The sequence below is a fragment of the Paraburkholderia steynii genome, assembly GCF_900100565.1.
GTDB classification, from domain to species: Bacteria; Pseudomonadota; Gammaproteobacteria; order Burkholderiales; family Burkholderiaceae; genus Paraburkholderia; species Paraburkholderia terrae.
In genome coordinates this window covers 1-15,646 of the sequence record NZ_FNDI01000024.1, presented here as the reverse complement: position 1 = coordinate 15,646, position 15,646 = coordinate 1, and the positions used below count along the sequence as shown (strand labels likewise).

Annotated in this window: 15 protein-coding genes; 1 reads left to right on the top strand and 14 read right to left on the bottom strand. The window is 62.7% G+C overall.

The genetic code is table 11. The features are described from left to right. Positions 1 to 91: 91 nt before the first annotated feature. The 12 genes from accD to leuC form a co-directional block, all read right to left on the bottom strand. A complete protein-coding gene (accD, locus tag BLT65_RS33055) occupies positions 92 to 964 on the bottom strand; it encodes an acetyl-CoA carboxylase, carboxyltransferase subunit beta (RefSeq protein ID WP_042315439.1) in 873 nt (290 codons plus the stop codon). Positions 965 to 1,046: 82 nt separating this feature from the next. Continuing rightward, positions 1,047 to 1,862, bottom strand: coding sequence for a tryptophan synthase subunit alpha (gene trpA, locus BLT65_RS33050; protein WP_091786144.1), 816 nt, complete (start codon positions 1,860 to 1,862; stop codon positions 1,047 to 1,049). A gap of 37 nt (positions 1,863 to 1,899) precedes the next feature. Then, positions 1,900 to 2,817 carry a DNA-methyltransferase gene (locus tag BLT65_RS33045; RefSeq protein ID WP_091786142.1) on the bottom strand — a complete coding sequence of 306 codons (918 nt, stop codon included), beginning with the start codon at positions 2,815 to 2,817 and terminating at the stop codon, positions 1,900 to 1,902. A gap of 11 nt (positions 2,818 to 2,828) precedes the next feature. Beyond that, complete coding sequence (gene trpB / locus BLT65_RS33040; protein WP_035999339.1) at positions 2,829 to 4,022, bottom strand: tryptophan synthase subunit beta; 1,194 nt, start codon at positions 4,020 to 4,022, stop codon at positions 2,829 to 2,831. A 60-nt stretch (positions 4,023 to 4,082) separates the two neighbouring features. Next, on the bottom strand, positions 4,083 to 4,790 hold the full coding sequence (locus BLT65_RS33035; RefSeq protein WP_091786140.1) for a phosphoribosylanthranilate isomerase: 708 nt from the start codon (positions 4,788 to 4,790) through the stop codon (positions 4,083 to 4,085). Then, positions 4,787 to 5,590, bottom strand: a complete 804-nt coding sequence (gene truA / locus BLT65_RS33030) for a tRNA pseudouridine(38-40) synthase TruA (RefSeq protein WP_091786137.1) — start codon at positions 5,588 to 5,590, stop codon at positions 4,787 to 4,789. Before truA ends, BLT65_RS33035 begins: the two co-directional genes overlap by 4 nt. Further along, complete coding sequence (locus BLT65_RS33025; RefSeq protein WP_091786134.1) at positions 5,590 to 7,887, bottom strand: FimV/HubP family polar landmark protein; 2,298 nt, start codon at positions 7,885 to 7,887, stop codon at positions 5,590 to 5,592. Before BLT65_RS33025 ends, truA begins: the two co-directional genes overlap by 1 nt. Before the next feature lie 146 nt (positions 7,888 to 8,033). Further along, positions 8,034 to 9,155, bottom strand: coding sequence for an aspartate-semialdehyde dehydrogenase (gene asd, locus BLT65_RS33020; protein WP_091786131.1), 1,122 nt, complete (start codon positions 9,153 to 9,155; stop codon positions 8,034 to 8,036). Positions 9,156 to 9,455: 300 nt separating this feature from the next. Beyond that, positions 9,456 to 10,523, bottom strand: a complete 1,068-nt coding sequence (leuB, locus tag BLT65_RS33015; RefSeq protein ID WP_091786128.1) for a 3-isopropylmalate dehydrogenase — start codon at positions 10,521 to 10,523, stop codon at positions 9,456 to 9,458. Between the two features lie 56 nt (positions 10,524 to 10,579). Continuing rightward, the gene (gene leuD, locus BLT65_RS33010) at positions 10,580 to 11,233 is read right to left on the bottom strand and encodes a 3-isopropylmalate dehydratase small subunit (RefSeq protein ID WP_042315427.1); all 654 of its coding nucleotides are present in this window, start codon (positions 11,231 to 11,233) and stop codon (positions 10,580 to 10,582) included. Between the two features lie 76 nt (positions 11,234 to 11,309). Continuing rightward, a complete protein-coding gene (locus tag BLT65_RS33005) occupies positions 11,310 to 11,462 on the bottom strand; it encodes an entericidin A/B family lipoprotein (RefSeq protein ID WP_007579623.1) in 153 nt (50 codons plus the stop codon). A 7-nt stretch (positions 11,463 to 11,469) separates the two neighbouring features. After that, positions 11,470 to 12,879, bottom strand: coding sequence for a 3-isopropylmalate dehydratase large subunit (gene leuC, locus BLT65_RS33000; protein ID WP_091786125.1), 1,410 nt, complete (start codon positions 12,877 to 12,879; stop codon positions 11,470 to 11,472). Between the two features lie 366 nt (positions 12,880 to 13,245). Between leuC and BLT65_RS32995 the strand changes: the two genes are divergently transcribed. Next, on the top strand, positions 13,246 to 13,833 hold the full coding sequence (locus BLT65_RS32995) for a hypothetical protein (RefSeq protein WP_244186830.1): 588 nt from the start codon (positions 13,246 to 13,248) through the stop codon (positions 13,831 to 13,833). A 292-nt stretch (positions 13,834 to 14,125) separates the two neighbouring features. Here BLT65_RS32995 and gltA read toward each other — a convergent pair whose 3' ends face one another. Together gltA and BLT65_RS32985 are read right to left on the bottom strand one after the other, a co-directional pair. Further along, entirely contained in the window at positions 14,126 to 15,427 is a 1,302-nt protein-coding gene (gene gltA, locus BLT65_RS32990) for a citrate synthase (RefSeq protein ID WP_007579626.1), read from the bottom strand. Between the two features lie 92 nt (positions 15,428 to 15,519). Next, the coding region (locus BLT65_RS32985; RefSeq protein ID WP_208545846.1) for an Sdh5/SDHAF2/SdhE family assembly factor at positions 15,520 to 15,646 on the bottom strand (127 nt) is incomplete at its 5' end.

The following is a 15,646-nucleotide window of genomic DNA, read 5'->3' as shown; positions in this document are numbered from 1 at the left end:
TCCTAGAAATGACAACGCGCCGCTTGAGAACCTCTCGCGGCGCGTTGGTTGTTCCTGCTGGCCGTTCGTAACATCACGGCCCGAGACGGCATCAGGCGACTGCGTCAGCCGGCTGGCGCGTGAGCAGCGCCATCAGTTGCGCGATTTCTTCGCGCAGCTTGCGGCGGTCGACGATCATGTCGATCGCGCCCTTTTGCAGCAGGAATTCGGCGCGCTGGAAGCCTTCCGGCAGCTTTTCGCGCACGGTCTGTTCGATCACGCGCGGGCCGGCAAAGCCGATCAGCGCCTTCGGCTCGGCGATCACGACGTCGCCGAGGAACGCGAAGCTCGCCGACACGCCGCCCATCGTCGGATCGGTCAGCACGGAAATGAACGGCAGCTTGGCCTCGGCGAGCTTGGTCAGCATGGCCGTGGTCTTGGCCATCTGCATCAGCGACAGCAGGCTTTCCTGCATCCGCGCGCCGCCCGAGGCGGTGAAGCAGATGAACGGCACGTGCTGCTCGATCGCGTTTTGCGCGCCGCGCGCGAAACGCTCACCGACCACGGAACCCATCGAGCCGCCCATAAACGCGAATTCGAAGCACGCGACCACCACGGGCAGCGTGTGGATCGCGCCACCCATCACGACCATCGCGTCGGTTTCGTCCGTTTCGTCCATCGCCTCTTTCAGGCGGTCGGGATACTTGCGGCTGTCCTTGAACTTGAGCGCGTCGACCGGCAGGATTTCCTGGCCGATTTCGTAGCGGCCTTCCGGATCGAGCAAGCCGTCGAGCCGTTCGCGCGCGCCGATCCGCATATGGTGGTCGCACTTCGGGCAGACGTGCAGATTCGCCTCGACGTCGTTGCGGTACAGCACCGCTTCGCACGCCGGACACTTGATCCACAGCCCTTCCGGAATGCCCTTGCGGCTCTTCGGGTCGGTTTGCTTGATTTTCGGCGGCAACAGTTTGTCGAGCCAGCTCATGATGATTCCTTCCAGGATTCGCGATACCAAAGACGGCGCAGCAGGAACCGCGCCGCCATGTTAACCGCGACAAAAATGATGTTTATCGGGCAGTCGCGCCGATGCTGTCGAGCGCCTGGCGAATTTCAGCAATGAAACTCGTCAGCTTGCTCGCAGCGGCCTCGGGTGCTGCTTCTTCGAGCAACTGCACGATACGGCTGCCGATCACGACGGCATCGGAAACTTCGGCCACGGCGCGCGCGGATTGCGCGTCGCGAATGCCGAAACCGACGCCCACCGGCAGCGGTACGCGCGACTTGATGGCCGGGATTTTACCCGCGATGCTCAAAACGTCCAGATTTGCGGAGCCCGTGACACCTTTGAGCGACACATAGTAGACGTAACCGGACGCGATTTTACCAACCTCCGCGATGCGCTCGTCCGTCGACGTGGGCGCGAGCAGGAAAATCGGATCGATCCCGGCTGCCTTCATCTTTTCGGCGAAGATAGCCGATTCTTCCGGCGGATAGTCGACAACCAGCACGCCGTCGACGCCCGCTTCCTTCGCGGCAGCGGCGAACGCGTCGGCGCCCATGCGCTCGATGGGATTCGCGTAGCCCATCAGCACGACGGGCGTCTTGTCGTCGGTTTCGCGGAAGCGCTTGACGTCGGCGAGCACGTGCTTCAGCGACACGCCCTTTGCCAGCGCGCGTTCCGACGACTGCTGGATCACGGGACCGTCGGCCATCGGGTCGGAGAACGGCACGCCGAGTTCGATGACATCGGCGCCGCCCTTCGCGAGCGCATGCATGAACTCGACGGTGCGCGCCGGATCAGGATCGCCGGCGGTGATGAACGGAATCAGACCTTTCTTGCCCTGCGCGGCCAGTGCCGCGAACGTGGATTGAATACGGGACATGGAATTTTCTCGAAGTCGATGACTGCGCGGTTTGGCGTCAAGCCGTCGTCGTAGTGTTTGCGACGGCTGCTTTCCGGCGCGAAACGGGTTCCGGCGGATTTGCCGCCAAACTGACACGTTCTCGCGCTATCGCGCAGTAACTTTCATTGATCTCATAGCCGACGAATTCGCGCTTCTGGCGGGCGCAAGCGACTGCCGTCGTGCCGCTTCCCATGAAGGGATCGAGCACGCGGCCACCTGGAGGACAACTAGCCAACACCATCCGCTCGACGATTTCGAGCGGTTTTTGGGTTGGATGGTCGACGCGTTCGGCATGTTGCCGGTGCAGACGCGAAACCGACCAGACGTCCTTCGGGTTGTAGCCCATCTCCAGCCACTTGCTTCCTTCGAACAACTTACGCGAACGCGCCTTCTTCGTGGCGGCATCGTACGGGATACGGACGGGATCGAGGTCGAAATAATAGTCTTTCGACACCGCGAAATAACCGATGTTGTCATGCACGGACGTAAAGCGGCGCGTCGTGCCGCCCATGCTCGGCACGCGCCGGTCCCAGATGATCTCGTTGACCATCGTGAGGCGGCTCTTCAGAAACACGAAGATTTCCGGCGCGTACTGCCATGTGCAAAAGATATACAGCGAACCCGACGGCTTCAGCTTCGGAATGGCGAGTTCGAGCCAGGCACGCGTCCAGGCGAGAAAATCCTCGCCCGAGCGCATGTCGGAATCGTTGCCATAGTCCTTGCCGAGGCCGTACGGCGGATCGGCGACGATCAGATCGATCGAGCCGTCCGGCAGGTTCGCCGCATCGGTCAGAAAATCGCGGTTCAGCAGTTCGATGCCGGCCGGGACCGGCAGCAGCGGCGCAGGGCCCGCGCCGCGCAACGCCTCGACAACGCGTGTTTCTGCGTCGCCGCTCGGTGCGGGCGGCTGCGGCTCCTCGAACTCGTCGCGCATCGCCTGGGCGCTCAGAACTGGATGCCCGATCGCTCAGCGACCGTGTGCATGTCCTTGTCGCCCCGGCCCGACAGGTTCACCAGAAGGATTTTGTCCTTCGGCAAAGTCGGCGCGAGCTTCGCCGCGTACGCGAGCGCGTGGCTCGACTCCAGCGCGGGGATGATGCCCTCGATGCGGCAGCAGTCGTGGAACGCCTTGAGCGCCTCTTCGTCGGTGATGCCGACGTATTCGGCGCGGCCGCTGTCCTTGAGCCATGCGTGCTCGGGACCGACGCCCGGATAGTCGAGGCCCGCCGACACCGAATGCGTCTCGATGATCTGGCCGTTCTCGTCCTGCAGCAGATACGTGCGGTTGCCGTGCAGCACGCCGGGGCTGCCGCCAATCAGCGACGCCGCGTGACGACCCGTGTCGATGCCGTCGCCAGCCGCTTCCACACCGATCAGTTTCACCGATTTGTCGTCAATGTACGGGTAAAAGATACCCATCGCATTCGATCCACCGCCAACGCACGCGATCACGGCATCCGGCTGACGGCCCGTCAGTTCGGGCATCTGCACCTTGCATTCGTCGCCGATCACGCGCTGGAAATCGCGCACCATCATCGGATACGGATGCGGCCCTGCCACCGTGCCGATGATGTAGAACGTGTTTTCCACGTTCGTGACCCAGTCGCGCATCGCTTCGTTCAGCGCGTCTTTCAGCGTGCGCGAGCCGGACTCGACGGGTACGACGGTCGCGCCCAGCAGCTTCATCCGGTAGACATTCGCGGCCTGACGGCGCACGTCTTCCGCGCCCATGTAGACGATGCACTCCATGCCGAAGCGCGCCGCGATGGTCGCCGTGGCGACGCCGTGCTGGCCCGCGCCCGTTTCCGCGATCACGCGCGGCTTGCCCATGCGTTTGGCGAGCAATGCCTGACCGATCACGTTGTTCACCTTGTGCGCGCCCGTGTGGTTCAGGTCTTCGCGCTTCAGATAAACCTGCGCGCCGCCGAGCAGTTCGCTCCAGCGTTGCGCGTGATAGACAGGGGAAGGACGACCGACGAAGTACTTCAGTTCGCGCTCGTATTCGGCGATGAAGTCGGGGTCTACAGAGTATTTTTCGTACGCGACACGCAGCTCGTCGAGCGCGTGCATCAGCGTCTCGGCGACAAACACGCCGCCATATTGGCCGAAATGGCCACGTTCATCGGGTAAGTTGTACATATTCCGTCACTCTTCTCAGTATGCCGCAGCACCCGCTCGTTGCGAGGCGCGGCCTGGGAATCACCGGGCGTCCGCTTCGCGCACTGCGCGCACGAACGCCGCCATCCGGGCGTGATCCTTCACGCCCTTTGCGCCCGGCACCTCGATGCCGCTCGAGACATCGACCGCGTACGGGCGCACGCGATGAATCGCATCACTGACGTTTTGCGTGTTCAACCCACCACTCAAAACGGCCCGACGCGCGAGCTCTTGTGGAATAAGTGACCAATCGAAGACCTTCCCGCCGCCGCCATAGCCCTCGACATGTGTGTCGAACAGAAGACCACTGGCAGCTGAATAGTTAAGCGCCGATTCTACCAAATCGGCCGGTTGAGTATCTGCCGCAATCCGCAACGCGCGCAACCAAGGCAAACCCGCAACGCCCGCCAGCTTTTCGCATTGCTCGGGCGTTTCGTCGCCGTGGAACTGGAGCATCGTCAGCGGCACGTTGCAGGTGACTTCGCTGAACCACTCCGGCGTCGGATTCACGAACAGCCCGACAACCGACACGAACGGCGGCACGACCCGCGTCATCTCGACCGCCTGCGCGATGCTCAACGCGCGCGGGCTGGGCGGGTAGAACACGAGGCCGATCGCATCGGCGCCAAGCGCGACGGCATGGGCGACATCGGCGGCGTTGCCGAGCCCGCACAGCTTGATGCGCGTGCGGTGCGGCACGGTGTCGGTGGCGGGCGAAAGGCTTGCGGCTTGAGTGTCGGCGGAAGTCATGAGTCGGTCCAAACGGTGCTCCACGGGACGCTGCCAGCCTGCGGCGCAGGCACGGCGAACGCCTCAGGATAGCCCACTTGAGCGAGATACAGCCCGTCGGGCATGAAGGTGGGCGCCGCGCGTTTCCGGTCGCGGCCTTGCAGAACTTCCGCGAGCCACGTCGCCGGATAGCGCCCGCGGCCCACGGCCACGAGACAGCCCATCAGGTTGCGCACCATGTGATGCAGGAACGCGTTGGCCCGGAAGCGGAAGTGGATGAAATCGCCCTGCGGCCGGATATCAATCTGGTACAGATGCTTGACGGGCGTCTTCGCCTGGCATTCCGACGAGCGGAACGCCGAGAAATCGTTCTCGCCGATCAGGCAGGCGGCCGCGTCGCGCATCGCGTCGACGTCGAGCGGCGTGTGAATCCAGCCGGCGCGGCCCGTGAGCATCGGCGAGCGCACCGGGTGGACGTACAGCGCGTAGTAATAGGTGCGCTCGAAAGCTGAGAAACGCGCGTGGAAGTCGTCGGGCATTGGCTTGGCCCACTGCACGGCGACCGTCGACGGCAAGAAGGCGTTCGTGCCGCGCACCCACGAAAACTCTGTACGGTCGAGTTCGGTCTCGAAATGCACGACCTGCCCGAGGCCGTGGACACCCGTGTCCGTGCGGCCTGCCACGACCGTCTGCAGCGGCGTCTGCGCGAATTCGCGCAGCGCCCGTTCGAGTGCGTCCTGCACGGTCTTGCCGTGCGGCTGCGACTGCCAGCCGCAGAACGCCGCGCCGTCGTACTGGATGCCAAGCGCGATCCGCGTCATCACGAAAGCGGCGCGAGCGTCGACAGCAGCGCGCGTGCGTCGGCGCGGGTGTCGGCGTCGTTCGATTCGATGACTTCGTTGATCAGCGTACGCGCGCCGACCACGTCGCCGAGATCGATGTACTCCACAGCCAGGTCGAGCTTGTTGCGAGCGATGCGCGCGACTTCGACCGGCGTGAACGCGGGCACGACCTGCGACGGCGATGGCGGCAGTTCCAGGTCGAAATCGAGCTTCAACGCGCCGAAGCGCGCCGCACCCAGACCGGCGACGGCGGCCGCACCGGCCGTGCCGGCGATGATCTCGTCGGCGACAGCAGGCGCCTGCGGCGCGTGCGCCGGCACCGCCTGTTGCGCCGTGATTTCGGGCGCGACGACAGGCTGCGTCACAGCGGGTGCGTCGGTTGCCGAGCGCTCGACGCGCGGCGGCAAAGCGAAGTCGTCGATGCTGTCGAGCGCGCGCATCGCGTCGCGCGGGAATGCGTCCGGCACAGCCGGCTCCAGCGGCGGCGGCGCGCCGAGCGGAAGCGATGTCGGCGCGCGCTGTTCCGCTGCGTCCTCGGCGTCGGCTGGATGCAGTTCATTCAGCTCGGGCAGCGGCTCGATCAGTTGCTCGTGCTGCGCGGCCGGTTCCACATGACTCAACTGGATGGGCGGCGCAACGGACGCGGTGGGCTGCTCGAACGTGGGTTCGTGCTGCCCGGCTCCCGGTGTCGCGCCAAGGTCGAGTGTGAAAGGCTTGGGTTTCGCGCCGGATTCGTCGTGCGGTGCCTCGATCGGCTCGGCGAAATGCGGCTCGACCGGTTCGTGGATCGGCTGCTCGTCGAGCGGCAGTTCGGCGGATGGCGTATCGGCGACGAGTTCGCTCGTCGTCAGTTCCTGTTCGCGCGCGGCCTGTTCCCGTTCGGCTGCTTCGGCAGCACGCGCTTCTTCGCGTGCCAGATCGAGCGATTCGCGCGGCAACGCATCGGCGCCGAGCGTTGAGGCGGCGTCGAGCGCGGCCTCCGCGGATGCGCTGTCGAACGTTTCGGGCTCGGGCTTCGGTGCTGCGTCGTGATCGAATGCGGGCGAAATCGCAGCAGCCGGACCGGCCTCGCGCGGCGCGATTTCAGACGGTTCTTGCAGCGACAAATGCGGTTCATTGCTACGCGCGACTGCAACCGGCTCGACAGCAGCGGGCGCAACGGGCGTTTCATCTTCGCGCGCAACGTCGTCCTTCGCCGCTTCCTGCGCGCGCGCGGCTTTGCGACGCCGACGCATCGCCAAACCGGCCAGCAGCGCCACAAGCCCCGCGCCGACGATAGCCGCCACACCCAGATATTCCTGCGAAATGCCCATCGGCTGGTTCGCGGGCTGCGTTGCTGCAGGTCCTGCATGAGCTGGCGCGCCGGCGCCGGGCGTCGCGTTCGACGACTGCGTCGCGCCCGGTGCCGTCGGCGCGTTTTCGTTTGCGCCCGGCTGCTTGCCGATACCGTGCTTCTGCAATTCCATCAACACACGGTTCTTCAGCGCGAGGAGTTGCTGCAAGCTCGACGGACGCGGCTGCGACGCGGGCTGCGCGTTGCTGGTTGCGGATGCGCCGGGCGGCGTAGCAGCGGACTCGCTGCCCTGGATGGAACCCGTGTATGAATGCGTGCCGCTCGCACCCGAAGCCGAGGCCGCCGCCGCGCCGCTCGTGGGCAGCGCGCCGGTTGCGGGCGCGGACGTCGCCTCGGCGGTGGCGGGCGCGCTGGCGCCCTGAGTTGGACTCGTGGCGGCCGCTTCGGCCGGCGACGATGCGCCGGTTGTCGCAGCACTCGCGCCAGCAGCCGTTGCAGCGGGCGCGGATGCCGAAGTCGTCGCGGAAGCGTTGTTGGTGATCGCAGCCTGCGCCGTCGCGCCGGACGCAGCAGAGGCGGCCATCGCAGCCGATGCCGCGCCGATGGGCGCCCCCGTCGCATCGACGGCAGGCAGATTCAGGACAGCGCCCAGCCGCAACCGGCTTGGATCGTGCCCCATGAACGCGTTCGGATTCGCGTCGAAGATCGCTTTCGCCGCGCGCGCCAGCACGGCGCGATCGTGCGACTGCGTCATCGCGACGGCAGCGTCGTTGAGCGATTGCCCCGGCTGAACAGTGAACTGCGTGCCGCCGGAAGCAGCACCAGCCGGTGCGCTCGCCGCCGCGGCGCCCGCGGCCGTGGTTTGCGCGTATGCCGCGCCCGGTATCGAAAATGCACCGGCAAAAACGATCGCGACCGCCGCCGCAATCCGATGCGAGCCGCTACGTGTGGCGGCGGGAATAAGAGGGAATCGGGCCGTCATCGGGACCTTTCGTGCGCGGTCGTGCGGCGCATGCTTAGAAGTGTTGGCGACAAGATTCTGAAATACACAATAAAAAAGCGCCGCGAAAAACGCGACGCTTTTTGGGAGTTTTCTACGCGTCGATTAGACAACGCGCGTAGTTTACTTTACTTGTCGAGCAGAATGCGAAGCATACGACGCAGCGGCTCAGCAGCGCCCCACAGCAACTGGTCGCCGACCGTAAATGCCGACAGATATTCGCCACCCATCGCGAGCTTGCGCAGACGGCCGACCGGCACCGTCAGCGTGCCCGTCACCACGGCGGGCGACAGATCGCGCATCGACGCTTCGCGCTCGTTCGGCACGACCTTCACCCAGTCGTTCGCCGAGGCGAGAATGCCGTTGATTTCGTCGAGCGGCACGTCCTTGTTCAGCTTGATGGTCAGCGCCTGCGAGTGGCAGCGCATTGCGCCGATACGCACGCACAGACCGTCGACGGGAATTGAGCCCGGCTCGCCCATTGCCGGCTTGCCGAGAATCTTGTTGGTTTCCGCGCCGCCCTTCCACTCTTCCTTCGACATGCCGTTGCCGAGATCCTTGTCGATCCACGGAATCAGCGAGCCGGCGAGCGGCACGCCGAAGTGATCGGTCGGCATGCTGTCGCTGTTCATGGCGGCCAGCACGCGGCGGTCGATATCGAGAATGGCCGACGACGGATTGGCCAGTTCGTCCTTCACTGCGCCGTGCAGCGTGCCCATCTGGCTCAGCAGTTCACGCATGTTTTGCGCACCCGCGCCCGAAGCGGCCTGATACGTCATGGCCGTCATCCAGTCGACGAGGTTTTCGCGGAACAGGCCGCCCAGCGCCATCAGCATCAGGCTGACCGTGCAGTTGCCACCGATGAAGTTCTTCTGACCCTTGACCAGCGCGTTCTTGATGACGTCGAGGTTGACGGGATCGAGAATGATGACGGCGTCATCCTTCATGCGCAGCGACGAAGCCGCGTCGATCCAGTAGCCGTTCCAGCCCGCTGCGCGCAGCTTCGGGAACACTTCGTTCGTGTAGTCGCCGCCCTGGCAGGAGATGATGGCGTCGCACTTCTTCAGGTCGTCGATGCTTGTCGCATCTTTGAGCTTGGTCTCGTTTTTGGCAAACGACGGCGCATTGCCGCCCGCATTGCTGGTGCTGAAAAACACCGGTTCGATCAGATCGAAATCGCCTTCCTGTTGCATACGTTGCATCAGGACGCTGCCGACCATGCCGCGCCAACCTACGAGACCTACGTTCATGACTTCATACCCTTCGAGTGGACACTTCCCCGCATCTTTGCCCGCAGTGACCGCGCGGGGAAGATGGGCGGGCACGACGGACGATCAGCGCTTCGTGATCGTTTTCGGGGTAATCGTTTTGATGGTAATGGCGAGCGCAACCACGCGGGCCGTTTTGCCGCGCAGTGTCGAAATCGAGGAGATTTGAGGAATCGTCGCCATCACATGAGTCTACACGAAAACCCGTTTTTTGCGGCGCGAGCGCCGCGATTTGCGTGAATCCGCACAAAATTGGCAGATTCACGCATGTTTGCTGAAGAATTACAGCGCCGCAACGACGGCGTCGCCCATCGCTTCCGTGCCGACCTGCTTGCAGCCCGGCGTGAGAATATCGCCCGTGCGATAGCCTTGCTCCAGCACCTTTTTCACAGCGTTTTCGATACGGTCGGCCTGCTCGGCCCGGTTCAACGAATAACGCAGCATCATCGCCGCCGACAGAATCGTGGCGAGCGGATTCGCAATGCCCTTGCCCGCGATATCGGGCGCCGAGCCGTGCGACGGCTCGTATAGACCCTTGTTGTTCTTGTCAAGCGAAGCCGACGGCAGCATGCCGATCGAACCCGTCAACATTGCCGCTTCGTCCGAAAGAATGTCGCCGAACATGTTGCCCGTGACGATTACGTCGAACGATTTCGGCGCCTTCACAAGCTGCATGGCCGCGTTGTCGACGTACATGTGCGACAGCTCGACGTCTGCGTATTCCTTCGAGACATCGATCATCACGTCCTTCCACAATTGCGACGTTTCGAGCACGTTCGCCTTGTCGACCGACGTCAACTTCTTGTCGCGCTTCTGGGCCGCCTGGAACGCGACGTGCGCGATACGGCGCACTTCGGGTTCCGAATAACGCATCGTGTCGAAGCCTTCTTTCGCGCCTTCGAACGGACCGTCCGGCGCTGCCCGCACGCCGCGCGGCGAGCCGAAATAGATGTCGCCGTTCAGTTCGCGCACGATCAGGATATCGAGGCCCGACACGATTTCCGGCTTCAGCGACGACGCGCCCGTCAATTGCGGATAGCAGATCGCCGGACGGAAGTTCGCGAACAGTTGCAGATGCTTGCGCAGCCCCAGGATTGCCTGTTCCGGACGCAGCGAACGCTCGAGCGAATCGTACTTCCAGTCGCCGACCGCGCCGAACAGGATCGCGTCCGCTTCCTTCGCGAGCTTGAGCGTAGCTTCCGGCAGCGGATGGCCCGCCGCCTCGTAGCCCGCGCCGCCGACGGGCGCCTCTTCCATCTCGAACTTCTCGCCGAGTACGTTCAGAACCTTGACGGCTTCCTTGACGATTTCCTTGCCAATGCCGTCGCCCGGCAACACTGCGATCTTCATGCGTATTCCTTGTTGGTTTCTGTCTGGCGTGGATCAGGCGCGCTTTCGCGAAAACTTCAGCGCACGAGGCGGTTATTGAGCCACGGCTGCTTCGCGATGCGCTCTGCCTCGTACTGGCGAATCTTGTCCGCGTGACGCAACGTGAGGCCGATGTCGTCGAAGCCGTTCAGCAGGCAGTATTTGCGGAACGCAGCGACTTCGAACGGATATTCGGCGCTGCCGTCAGCCGTGCGCACGACTTGCTTTTCCAGATCGACGGTCAACTGGAAGCCGTTGAACGCGAATGTTTCGTTAAACAGATGGTCGACCTGCTGATCTGTCAGCACGATGGGCAGCAGACCATTCTTGAAGCAGTTGTTGTAGAAGATGTCCGCGAAGCTCGGCGCGATGATCGCGCGGAAGCCGTACTGTTGCAGCGCCCACGGTGCGTGCTCGCGCGAGCTGCCGCAGCCGAAGTTCTGGCGTGCGAGCAGCACCGACGCGCCCTGATAGCGCGGCTGGTTCAGCACGAAATCCGGATTCAGCGGACGCTTCGAATTGTCCTGTCCCGGCTCGCCGTGATCGAGATAACGCCATTCGTCGAATGCGTTGGGACCGAAGCCCGTGCGCTTGATCGACTTCAGGAACTGCTTCGGGATGATCGCGTCGGTGTCTACGTTTTCGCGATCGAGCGGCGCCACGACGCCGGTATGTACGATGAATTTTTCCATGACGCTTTAGCCTGTTCGAAGCCGGAAGGCGATGCACATCGGCATCACTCGCACCTTCCGGCGAATCAAAAACCGCTTACTTTGCCGCCTTGTCGCTGATCGACCCGCCCAGATGCTGCAGGTCTTCGCCAAAGCCATGCACCGTGTTGCACCCAGCGAGGCCGAGCAGCAGCCCGGCTAGCGTCGCGAGTGCGAATCGGCGCAGAAGTGCGATGCGATCGATGTTCATGTGGCGTTCATCCCAGCTTGCGAATGTCGACGAAATGCCCTTCGATGGCGGCAGCCGCTGCCATGGCGGGGCTCACGAGGTGCGTGCGTCCGCCCGCGCCCTGACGGCCTTCGAAGTTGCGGTTCGACGTGGATGCGCAGCGCTCGCCCGGCTCCAGCCGGTCGGCGTTCATGGCGAGACACATCGAGCAACCCGGCTCGCGCCACTCGAAACCCGCATCCGTGAAGACCTTGTCGAGACCTTCGCGCTCGGCTTGCGCCTTCACGAGGCCCGAACCCGGCACGACCATCGCGAGACGGATGTTCGGTGCGACGCGGCGGCCAAGCTTCTTCACGACCCACGCTGCCGCACGCAGATCTTCGATGCGGGCATTCGTGCATGAGCCGATGAAAATCTTGTCCGGCTTGATCGATTCGATGGGGAGATTCGGTTCGAGCGCCATGTACTGCAGCGCACGTTCCATCGCGTCGCGCTTGACCGGATCCTTTTCCTTCTCCGGGTCCGGCACGCGTGCGTCGACGGAGGTGACCATTTCCGGCGACGTGCCCCACGTGACCTGCGGCACGATCTCGGCAGCGTTCAGTTCGACCACGCGATCGAAATGCGCGCCAGGATCGGACGTGAACTGCTTCCAGTATTCGACGGCCTGATCCCATTCGACGCCTTGCGGCGAGAACGGACGGCCCTTCAGATATTCGACCGTCGTGTCGTCGACGGCGACCATGCCGGCGCGCGCGCCCGCTTCGATCGCCATGTTGCAGACGGTCATGCGGCCTTCCATCGACAGCGCGCGAATGGTCGAGCCGCCGAATTCGATTGCGTAGCCCGTGCCGCCCGCCGTGCCGATCTTGCCGATGATCGCGAGCACGATGTCCTTCGCGGTGCAGCCGCGCGGCAACTGGCCTTCGACCTTGACCAGCATGTTCTTGCTCTTCTTCTGCAGAAGCGTTTGCGTGGCGAGCACATGTTCGACTTCCGACGTGCCGATGCCGTGCGCGAGCGCGCCGAATGCGCCGTGCGTGGACGTATGCGAGTCGCCGCAGACGATCGTCATGCCCGGCAGCGTCGCGCCCTGCTCTGGCCCGATGATGTGAACGATGCCCTGACGCAGGTCGTTCATCTTGAACTGCGTGATGCCGAACGCGTCGCAGTTCGAGTCGAGCGTATCGACTTGCAGCTTCGACACGGGGTCAGCGATGCCGTGGCTGCGATCCGTGGTCGGCACGTTGTGATCCGACACCGCCAGATTCGCGCTGATGCGCCACACCGGGCGCTCCGCGATCTTCAGCCCTTCGAACGCCTGCGGGCTGGTCACTTCATGCAGCAGATGACGGTCGATGTAGAGAATCGTCGTACCGTCTTCTTCCGTGTGGACCACGTGTGTGTTCCACAATTTGTCGTAGAGAGTCTGTGCCATGGTATGCGGGGATAGTAATGACATCGGGCAGTTCGTGTCCGGTCAATTATGCCACGCAGTTGACTTTCCAGGACCATCACGTATCGAGAAAACCGATAAAAAACATGGAGTTGGGTGGTAGTGCCGATACCTGTATCGGCACTACCCGAGGTGCGCGCCCGTACCCGTTTCGAAATGATCGGATGGAAAGCCGGGCAGGCTTTCGCTGTGCAGGAAGCTCGGCAACTGGCGCTGAAACGGGGGAGCGTGCGTAAAGCACGTCCTGCGACGCGGTAGCTACAAAACACGCAGTAGTCGGCCGAACGGCGTATAGCGACCACTTCAGCGTTCGCCATAGCATGGTTAGTCACCCTAACCATGCTAACGATGTCACAACTCGAATATTTGACCGTCGATTCACCGCCTGAACCTGGACATCGATTCTCAGGGGTGAGCTATCGTGGAACCAAGTGGAATCTCAATCATCTCGATGCCTTCACATTCAAGATCGATCTGGGATTAGGCGAAGACGTGACCGTACTCGTACTTTTCTCATGCCACTGCTTTACCCGTAGCTTCCGATGGGACGCACGCGCAACTCATCTGATATCTGCGGATGAAATCTACGATGATGGCAAAGAGCGTCGCGTACTCGACCCGCAGCGCTACGAACTTTCACGCAGGTATCTAAGAGACATCGTCGTTCAATTGCCGTTTCGGCGCATCACGATTGCCAACGAGAAACAACCCAACTTCGTTACGCTCGAACAACTGAACGAAGACGGCACGACGTCCCTCTATGCCGTTTTCTTCGAAGCAGAGCGAGACCGGAGCCGCAAGCGACGCATCGTATTGTGCATCCAGTCGGCCTACGTGCTGGACAACGGGCTCACGAGGCGTCAGGAAAAGGCCGGTAAAGTCGGCTTCGCGACGCTACTGCGTGCGACGTACCTTGGCAAAAGGATTCGCGGATAGGTCCACAGAAAAACAAACGGCCACCTGAGGTGGCCGTTGCATGCGGGATTCTCTATCTGTCGTTCGACAAAACTCCCACTCCTGGTGGGACCCGGCTTGCCGGGCGGCGCTACGTTTTTCGCACCCGCTGGTACGTAGTTTTGAACTGTCATTATTGCTTTTTGCCCACCGCCGGTCAAGCGCCCCCGACCTGGCCAAACGGCATATAAAGCAAAACACCCCAACGGCGAACCGTTGGGGTGTTTCATTCGATGCGTTTAACGCAAGCGTAGAGCGCTGACGCGCCCGTGGCTTAGCGCTGAGCGATCGGCTTGGCTTCGCGCGGCGTTTCGCCGATGAACAGCTGACGCGGACGGCCAATCTTCTGTTCGGGATCGCCGATCATTTCGTTCCACTGTGCGATCCAGCCGACCGTACGTGCCATCGCGAAGATACACGTGAACATCGACGTCGGGATGCCCAGCGCGCGCTGCACGATGCCCGAGTAGAAGTCGACGTTCGGGTACAGCTTGCGCGACACGAAGTATTCGTCTTCCAGCGCGATCTTTTCCAGCGCCATGGCGAGCTTGAACAGCGGGTCGTCGTGCAGGCCCAGTTCGTTCAGCACTTCGTAGCACGTTTCGCGCATCAGCTTGGCGCGCGGATCGTAGTTCTTGTAGACGCGGTGACCGAAGCCCATCAGCTTCACGCCCGAGTTCTTGTCCTTCACCTGCTTGATGAACTCAGGAATGTTGTCGACCGAGCCGATTTCTTCCAGCATGTTCAGCGCCGCTTCGTTCGCGCCGCCGTGCGCCGGGCCCCACAGACACGCGATACCGGCCGCGATACACGCAAACGGATTCGCGCCCGACGAACCCGCCAGACGAACCGTCGACGTCGACGCGTTCTGCTCGTGGTCGGCGTGCAGGATCAGGATACGGTCGAGTGCGCGGACCAGCACTTCGTTGACCTGGTACTCTTCGCACGGGTTCGAGAACATCATGCGCATGAAGTTCGCGCTGTACGACAGATTGTTCTGCGGATACACGAACGGCTGGCCGATCGAGTACTTGTACGCCATCGCGACCAGCGTCGGCAGCTTGGCGATCATACGGATCGCCGAGACTTCGCGGTGACGCGGGTTATTGATGTCGAGCGAGTCGTGATAGAACGCCGACAGCGCGCCGACTGCGGCGACGAGAATCGCCATCGGGTGCGCGTCACGGCGGAAACCACGGAAGAAGAACTGCATCTGCTCGTGAACCATCGTGTGGTTCGTGACCGTCTTCACGAACTCGTCTTTCTGCGCCTGATTCGGCAATTCGCCCTTCAGCAGCGCATAGCACGTTTCGAGGAAGTCCGCGTTTTGCGCGAGATTGTCGATCGGGAAGCCGCGGTACAGCAGCTCGCCCTTGTCACCGTCGATGTAGGTGATAGCCGAGTTGCACGACGCCGTCGACATGAAGCCCGGATCGTACGTGAACTTGCCGGTCTGACCATACAGCTTACGGATGTCGATCACATCCGGGCCCATCGTGCCCTTGTAAATCGGCATTTCAACGCTCGGCGAGTTGTCGCTGAACGATAGCGTGGCTTTAACATCTGACGGGGTCATAGCACATCCTCAATCGAAGTATGGAAACAGGGTTTCGATAATTGCACGCCTGGATCAAACTCACCTGCGTAACGGCGAGGTTTACACCTTGCCTACACGTTACGCAGCATCTCCAGCACCCGCGCGACATCGGCGTCGGCGAGGTCGCCCTCCGGTTCCTTGCGGGCGAGCAGCAAGTCCATCAGGTCGTTATCGCTTAGTTCGAGCAGGCGCGTGAGC